The sequence below is a fragment of the Thermosynechococcus sp. M98_K2018_005 genome (assembly GCF_015295825.1).
In the GTDB taxonomy this organism is placed as follows: Bacteria; Cyanobacteriota; Cyanobacteriia; order Thermosynechococcales; family Thermosynechococcaceae; genus Thermosynechococcus.
In genome coordinates this window covers 1-7254 of sequence record NZ_DVEH01000061.1, presented here as the reverse complement: position 1 = coordinate 7254, position 7254 = coordinate 1, and the positions used below count along the sequence as shown (strand labels likewise).

Here is a 7254-nt window from a genome sequence, read left to right as displayed (position 1 = left end):
AGGGCGATCGTCAGCCTGGCTGAGCAGCATCGCATCGCATTTCCACTACCCCAGTTCTAGCAGATTAGGAAAGTTGCCTCTGGCCAGACCAAACCTACATCCAGTTTCGTTAAAATCAGCGAACTAGCCCCATAGGCTGGTATGACCCCAAAAGTGTCTGAGGAGTACGTATGTCGTTAACATCGCCAGAAATGGCTGAGGCGCTTGGTGCCGCTTCTGAACGCGGACTAATTCCCCGGGTCTTGCAACCGGCGTTGCACTGGTGGTTATCTGCGCAGTTGGAGCAGGCAACAGACTTGGAAATTCAAATTCACGGGGGCGATCGCCAGATTTTGCGAGGATACTTACCCCAGGTGCGCGTTGCGGCCGCACGAGCCCGTTATCGCGGCATTCAATTGCGCCAAGCAGCCGTCCAAGCGGAACAGATTCAGATCAATTTAGGGCAAGTGTTGCGAGGCAAACCCCTAAAACTCTTGGCAGCGGTGCCGGTGCGTGGGGAACTGGTTCTCAGCCAAGCCGATCTCAACGCCTCTTTGGGGTCGCCGCTCCTGCAATCCGGCCTACGGGAACTGCTGAAATTGCTCGATCAGCAGGGCTTGGGCAAAGCAGGGGTCAATCTTCAAGAGTGGCAATTGCAGCGTACGCAGGGAGAATTGGGTGCTGGGTGCCTCAAATTGGTGTTCTTGATGGTGAATGCCCAAGGGGAGCAGGCGGATTGGCATTTAATGACCCATGTGCGCTTGCAGGATGAGCGAACCCTCTGCTTAGAAAAGGTGCACTGGCAAGGGGAAGGTGACCCTCATCCCACGGTGGCCATTGATTTGGGTGAGGGGGTGGCCATTCAGGAGTTGCGGCTAGAGACGGGTGCCCTCAGGGTGCAGGGGATGATTTGCATTTATCCCTAGGTTGCTCAGCAACGCTGCTACGCGCCCTAAATCTTTGACCCCCGGTCGGCTTTCCACGCCACTGGCAAGGTCAATGCCTTGGGCTTGGGTTTGGGCGATCGCTTGCCGACAATTTTCCGGTGTAATGCCCCCCGCTAGCCACCACGGGCAAGGAACCTGTAACGCTTTGAGGAGCGTCCAGTCAAAGGGCTGACCCGTGCCCCCCAACTGCTGCGGATGGTACGCATCCAAAAGAATGCGATCCACAATCGGGGCGTAGGCCGGAATCTCGGCGAGGGTGGCTGCCGATCGCACCCGCAGCGCTTTGATCAGCACAATGTTAGGGACAGCATGGCGCACCTGTTGGCAAACCTCGGGCGATTCGCTGCCATGAAGCTGTAGTGCCTGTACCCCTGTGGTTGTGACTAAATGGGCTAATGCGGCTAAATCGAGATTGGCAACCACGGCAACAGTCAGCACCGAGGGGGGCAACTGGCGACAGATTTCGGCAATGGTTGCTGCGGGGACATAGCGCGGGGAGTGGGGCACGGTAATAAACCCCAGAGCACTGACGCCCATTTGGGCGATCGCAATCGCCTGCTCGGGTAGGGTCAAGCCACAAATTTTGACGGCAATTTTTGCAGGGACAGTTGAGTTAAGCATTTGTAACGAGATGCACTATTTTGTAAAGAACTGGCGGTGGGCGATCAGGCGGTTCCGTATAATTCATGGGCAATTGTACCCATTTAGGAGGAACCATGGTGTTAGCCACGCTCCCCGATACCACTTGGACGCCGTCTGTGGGTTTGGTGGTGATCCTCTGCAACCTGTTTGCGATCGCCATTGGCCGCTATGCCATTCAATCACGGGGAAAAGGCCCCAGTTTACCCGTTTCGTTACCCGCCCTCTTTGAAGGCTTTGGTTTGCCGGAATTGCTGGCTACCACAAGCTTTGGTCACCTTTTGGCGGCGGGGGTCGTCAGTGGCCTACAGTACTCCGGTGCCCTCTAGGGTCGGAATCCCACTGGCAATTTGACGGGAAATAAAGGGCAAGACCTCTGTATTCCTACTGGCGGTGCGATTCTCAATAAAGACCACCAAGGTATAGGGGCAATGATTGGGGAGTTCAATATAGGCCGCATCATGGCGCACCCAACTGGTGAGTCCCGCCTTTGACCACAACTTTGCCCCCAGAGGTAGCCCTTCCCCCAAAAAGCCCTGTACTTGGTTTTCTGGATCCTCAGCCAACAGCTCTGGATCGAGGGAGCGCTCCATCAGTTCCATCATCGCTTGACTGGCCCTAGCAGAGACCGCAACACCGCCAACAATACTGTGAATTAACTTGGCCGTAGCATCGGTGGTTAGGCGATTGGCATTCTGGCGATCGCGCCCGACAAATTCCTGCTCTCGCCCATAGGGGCCATCACACCACGTTTTTTGATTCACGTTGATATTAGTTAGTTCTGGCCACCCCAACGACTGAAAATAGCGATTGACAATATTGCGCTGGTATTGCCACGTCCGAAAGGGTTCCGGGGGCAGCACTGGGCCACTGGTCGTTCCCGTGAGCATATCCACCACCAACCCTGTGGCATCATTGCTAGAATCCACAATCATATCCCGCATGGCGCGTTCCAATTCCGCATCCGGCTGGAGCATGCCACTGTGGAGCCACTCATGACAGGCCACCAGATAAAACAGCTTCACCACACTGGCCGGGTACATCAGCACATCACCACGATAGTGGGCGCCGGGAATCGAATACTGCCAAAATTCTGCTGCGGTCAGCGCTCCGCCCGTATTCACGGGAATGGGGGGTGGATACACCAGTAAGGTTAGGGCAATGTCCTCTTGTCCCAGCCAAGGAAAGCGTTGCCATGTCGCTTGGAGCGTCCGCGTCACCAAATCCGTGAGGTAGGGGTTGGCCTGAAAAAAAATCATTGGCTGCTCCACTCCTACTCCGGCGATCGCTCAACGCCATTGCGGGCACCAGAATAGACCAAACCCCGCTCCACATCCATTGTCAGAATCGTGCCCTCACGGATCAGGCGGGTGGCATTTTTGACCCCGACAATCACCGGAATTCCCAAGCGCAACCCCAAGACCGCCGCATGGCTCGTCAGGCTATCCTCTTCGGTAATAATACCTGCCGCTTTGCGAATGGCTTCCACCAATTCAGCACTGGTGCGCTCGGCCACCAAAATTTCGCCACTATTAAACGTGCGCACTGGCATTCCTTCGTGTACCACCCGCGCCGGGCCACTCACCGACCCATGACCAATGCCACGGCCGCGTCCCATCACCGAGGTGACAAGTTCCACCTTGATCATGTCCGTAGAGCCAGAGACCCCTTGCAGCGTGCCAGCGGTCATCACCACCAGATCCCCTTCCTCTAGGAAGCCCCGCTCCTGTGCCGCATTAATGGCTGCCTGAAACGACTGCCGCATCGAGGGATGATCCAGAGTCAGCAGCGGTTCTACCCCCCAGACTAACTGCAAGCGCCGTGCCACCTCGATATGGGGCGTTGCCGCCAAAATTGGAATTTGGGGACGAAACTTGGAGACATTGCGGGCTGTAGCGCCGCTCTTGGTTTGAGTAATGATGGCTTTGGCATGTAGCTGCGCCGCCACCTGTCCCACCGCTTGGCTAATGGCATTGGGAATAGAACGCACCCCCACAGGATCCGCAAGGGGCGGCTGCCGCAGTTGGGGTTGGTTGTCAATGCGGGCGGCAATCGTCGCCATCATCTTCACTGCCTCGACGGGGTATTCCCCCATTGCCGTTTCATTGGAGAGCATCACGGCATCGGTGCCATCGAGAATGGCATTGGCGACATCGGAAATCTCCGCACGGGTGGGGCGGGGGCTTTTCACCATGCTGTCAAGCATTTGTGTGGCTGTAATCACTGGGATGCCCAAGCGGTTGGCGGCAGCAATCAGCCGTTTTTGTAGAATCGGCACATCTTCGGCAGGCAATTCAACCCCCAAATCACCCCGTGCCACCATGACGCCATCGCAGAGGGAGAGGATGGCATCTATTTGCTCGATCGCCTCGTGCTTTTCGATTTTGGCAATCACCGGCACCTGCTTCCCAGCGTTGGCAATCAGTTCTTTGATCTCCAGTACATCTTGGGGATTGCGAACAAAGCTGAGGGCCACCCAATCCACCCCTTGATTGAGACCAAACATCAGATCTTCGCGATCTTTCTCTGTCAGGGCTTTAATCGAGAGGTAAACCCCCGGAAAGTTCACACCCTTGGCATTAGAGAGCGTGCCGCCAACAACCACTCGGCAATGGAGTTCACCTGCGTCTTTATCCACTTCTTCCACGAACATTTCCACGCGGCCATCGTCAAGCAAAATCGTGGCGCCAGCGGGAACCTCCTTAGCCAAGAGGGGATAGGTAATCGAGCTAATGTGCTGATTCCCCATGAGGGAACGACTCGTGAGGGTAAAGCGATCGCCCCGCTTCAGGGAAATGGAGCCATGTTCAAACCGCCCAAGGCGAATTTTGGGTCCTTGTAAGTCCTGCAAAATGCCCACGGGTTGCCCCAATTCATAGGAGATTTGGCGAATCAGGCGAATGCTGCGCTGGTGATCCTCGTGGGTACCATGGGAAAAATTCAGACGCAGGGTGGTCGCTCCCGCTTGGATAATCGCCCGCAGTTTATCGGGATGACTCACTGCTGGACCAATAGTGGCGACAATTTTGGTGCGTCGTTGCAATGGCTGATTGGACATAGGGGGTTTAATCGTTGAGCTTCAACAGGTTACCGTATCTTGTGAAACGCTTGATCTATTCAGAATGCCTAAAGGAGCGTTTTGAACATGTGCGACGGCAACGGCTGTCGACTAATAATGAGGTCTTGTTTCTAGCCTACAGCGATCGCTCACCCCTTGAGCGAGGTGCAGCGGCTATAATTTGAGAACAATGCTCGCCCTTAACCCACCGCCTATGACGACCTCTCCCCTTCCTGCAACCACCAAAATGGAGGCACTGAAGCACGGTCTGCCGGTAACAATTATTACGGGGTTTCTCGGCAGTGGCAAAACCACGCTCCTCAACCATATCCTGACCAATCAAGAGGGGCTGAAAACCGCTGTGCTCGTCAATGAATTCGGTGAAATTGGCATTGACAACGAGCTACTGGTGACCAGTGACGACAACATGGTGGAACTCAGCAATGGCTGTGTCTGCTGCACGATTAACAATGACTTAGTGAATGCGGTCTATCGGGTTCTCGAACGTCCTGACAAGGTGGACTATTTAGTCGTGGAAACAACGGGATTAGCGGATCCGCTGCCAGTAGCTCTGACATTTTTAGGAACGGATTTACGGGATCTCACCCGTTTGGATTCAATTATTACGGTGGTGGATGCGGAGAACTTTAGTCTTGATCTCTTCAATAGCAGCGCTGCCCAAAGCCAAATTGCCTACGGTGATATTATTCTCCTCAACAAAGCAGATCTGGTGACTGAAGAACGCTTGCAGGAGCTAGAACGGCGAATTCACGAGATGCGAGAAGGGGCACGAATCATCCGCACGGTGAAAGCACAGGTACCGCTGCCCTTGATTTTGAGTGTGGGGTTGTTTGAAAGCGATCGCTACTTCCATCCCGAGCATGAACACCCTGATCACGACCATGAGTGTGACGAACACTGTGATCATGACCATCATCACCATCATCATCATTCCAATCACCTTGAGGAGGATGGCTTTACTTCCGTGTCTTTCCAGAGCGATCGCCCCTTTGAACTGCGAAAATTCCAGTATTTTCTTGACCACCAGCTACCGGCGTCCGTCTTTCGTGCCAAGGGCATCCTTTGGTTTAAGGAAAGTCCCCGCCGCCACGTCTTTCACCTCAGTGGTAAGCGCTTTAGCCTCGATGATGAGGAATGGAAAAGCGATCGCAAAAATCAACTGGTTCTCATTGGCCAAAATTTGGATCATCCAACCCTACTGACCCAGTTGGCCGCCTGTGTCACTGACGCATAGCCGCCCATTATGACCAAGCAACGTCGCAAAGCGGATTTCCCCAGCAAAATTTGTGTCGTCTGCGGGCGTCCTTTTCAGTGGCGCAAAAAGTGGGCGGATTGCTGGGAGGAAGTGAAGTACTGTTCCGATCGCTGTCGGCGACGCCGTTCCCAGCCTCAAGGCTAACCGATGGCTCAGCAAGTGCAGATGCTCAAACTCTTTGGTCAGCCAGCCCAGCGGGGGCGCTGGTTTCTTATTCCTTTGGGGATGCTCATCCTGCTCTGCCTTGGCACGGTCTATAGCTGGAGTATCTTTCGTGCCCCTCTTGCCGCAGAACTGGGGTTGAGTGCCACCGCTAGCCTCTTGCCCTATGCCCTTGCGCTGGTGTTTTATGCCCTGTTGATGCCCATTACAGGGGCTTATTTACCCCGTTTGGGGAGTCGCCGACTAACAGTGGTGGGGGGATTGGTGGTGGCTGTGGGCTATCTGGGGGCCAGTATCGCCAATTCGGGTCTAATGTTGGCAATGGGCTACGGGGTCATTGCTGGCATGGGGGTGGGGATCACCTATGGTATTCCGATGGCCGTGGTGGCCGCTTGGTTTCCCGATCGCAAAGGGTTGGCGGTAGGAACAACCATTATTGGTTTTGGCCTTTCGCCCCTGATCACTGCTCCCTTGGCCAATGCTCTGATTCAAGCGACATCCGTACGCACAGCACTGCAAATTTTGGGGATTGCCTTTGGTGTGATCATTGTCCTGTGCGCCCAAGGAATGCGCTTTCCGCCAACCGGTTGGGCACAGATGCTGCCTCAAACGCCCACTTCCATAGGGGTCGCCCATTATCCACCCTCACTGCTGCGGAGTCGCTCATTCTACGCCCTGTGGAGCTGCTATGCCCTAGGGACGTTTATTGGCCTCAGCAGTATTGGCATCTCGGGTGCGGTGGCTCAGGAGGTGATTGGCCTATCGCCAGCAGGGGCGGCTGCGAGTGTCTCGTTCTTTGCCCTCTTTAATGGCCTGAGTCGTCCCCTCATGGGGTGGTTGAGCGATCGCTGGCCGCCTCGGTATGTCGGTATGACTATGTTTAGTTGTGTACTCGCAGCAAGCTTAATCATGACCACGGCAACGGTGGGGGATGTGGTGCCTTTCTTGGTGGCCTTTGCCCTTCTTTGGTTTTGCTTGGGAGGATGGCTGGCGATCGCCCCGACGTTAACTCTCCGCTTCTTCAATCCCGCTGACTACGCCAAAAACTACGGTGTTGTCTTTACCGCCTATGGGGTTGGCGCCCTCTTGGGCACCTTGGTCGGTGGTCAGGTGCGCGATCGCCTAGGCAGCTACAGTGCCCTGTTTTATTTGCTGGCTGCCCTGGCAGTCTTGGGAATTGTCTTGGCGGCCAC

The 7254-nt window shown here is 55.0% G+C and carries 8 protein-coding genes; 5 read left to right on the top strand and 3 right to left on the bottom strand.

Translation table 11 applies throughout. The annotated features are described in order from the left end of the window. Window positions 1-170 precede the first annotated feature (170 nt). Window positions 171-905, top strand: coding sequence for a DUF2993 domain-containing protein (locus tag IGQ15_RS08380; RefSeq protein WP_297050737.1), 735 nt, complete (start codon window positions 171-173; stop codon window positions 903-905). Here IGQ15_RS08380 and IGQ15_RS08375 read toward each other — a convergent pair. Next, window positions 855-1547 (bottom strand): phosphoribosylanthranilate isomerase, encoded by a 693-nt coding sequence (locus IGQ15_RS08375; protein WP_297050734.1) that lies wholly within the window; start codon window positions 1545-1547, stop codon window positions 855-857. The genes IGQ15_RS08380 and IGQ15_RS08375 overlap by 51 nt on opposite strands. Before the next feature lie 95 nt (window positions 1548-1642). Between IGQ15_RS08375 and psaK the strand changes: the two genes are divergently transcribed. Then, the gene (gene psaK, locus IGQ15_RS08370; protein ID WP_297050732.1) at window positions 1643-1894 is read left to right on the top strand and encodes a photosystem I reaction center subunit PsaK; all 252 of its coding nucleotides are present in this window, start codon (window positions 1643-1645) and stop codon (window positions 1892-1894) included. Here the strand turns inward: psaK and IGQ15_RS08365 are convergent. Together IGQ15_RS08365 and pyk are read right to left on the bottom strand one after the other, a co-directional pair. Continuing rightward, window positions 1871-2824 carry a serine hydrolase gene (locus IGQ15_RS08365; RefSeq protein ID WP_297050729.1) on the bottom strand — a complete coding sequence of 318 codons (954 nt, stop codon included), beginning with the start codon at window positions 2822-2824 and terminating at the stop codon, window positions 1871-1873. The genes psaK and IGQ15_RS08365 overlap by 24 nt on opposite strands. A gap of 14 nt (window positions 2825-2838) precedes the next feature. After that, complete coding sequence (gene pyk, locus IGQ15_RS08360) at window positions 2839-4623, bottom strand: pyruvate kinase (RefSeq protein ID WP_297050727.1); 1785 nt, start codon at window positions 4621-4623, stop codon at window positions 2839-2841. 214 nt (window positions 4624-4837) lie between these two features. Between pyk and IGQ15_RS08355 the strand changes: the two genes are divergently transcribed. The 3 genes from IGQ15_RS08355 to IGQ15_RS08345 all read left to right on the top strand — a co-directional run. Beyond that, window positions 4838-5878 (top strand): GTP-binding protein, encoded by a 1041-nt coding sequence (locus tag IGQ15_RS08355; RefSeq protein WP_297050725.1) that lies wholly within the window; start codon window positions 4838-4840, stop codon window positions 5876-5878. Window positions 5879-5887: 9 nt separating this feature from the next. Continuing rightward, complete coding sequence (locus tag IGQ15_RS08350) at window positions 5888-6043, top strand: DUF2256 domain-containing protein (RefSeq protein WP_297050723.1); 156 nt, start codon at window positions 5888-5890, stop codon at window positions 6041-6043. Between the two features lie 3 nt (window positions 6044-6046). Then, window positions 6047-7254 (top strand): OFA family MFS transporter (locus IGQ15_RS08345; RefSeq protein WP_297050721.1); only part of this gene is annotated, 1208 nt, incomplete at its 3' end.

Bases quoted from the DNA above. Each gene is read 5' to 3' on its own strand.
- IGQ15_RS08375 (WP_297050734.1), bottom strand. From the start codon at position 1,547: ATGCTTAACTCAACTGTCCCTGCAAAAATTGCCGTCAAAATTTGTGGC.
- IGQ15_RS08350 (WP_297050723.1), top strand. From the start codon at position 5,888: ATGACCAAGCAACGTCGCAAAGCGGATTTCCCCAGCAAAATTTGTGTC.
- pyk (WP_297050727.1), bottom strand. From the start codon at position 4,623: ATGTCCAATCAGCCATTGCAACGACGCACCAAAATTGTCGCCACTATT.
- IGQ15_RS08365 (WP_297050729.1), bottom strand. From the start codon at position 2,824: ATGATTTTTTTTCAGGCCAACCCCTACCTCACGGATTTGGTGACGCGG.
- IGQ15_RS08355 (WP_297050725.1), top strand. From the start codon at position 4,838: ATGACGACCTCTCCCCTTCCTGCAACCACCAAAATGGAGGCACTGAAG.
- psaK (WP_297050732.1), top strand. From the start codon at position 1,643: ATGGTGTTAGCCACGCTCCCCGATACCACTTGGACGCCGTCTGTGGGT.
- IGQ15_RS08380 (WP_297050737.1), top strand. From the start codon at position 171: ATGTCGTTAACATCGCCAGAAATGGCTGAGGCGCTTGGTGCCGCTTCT.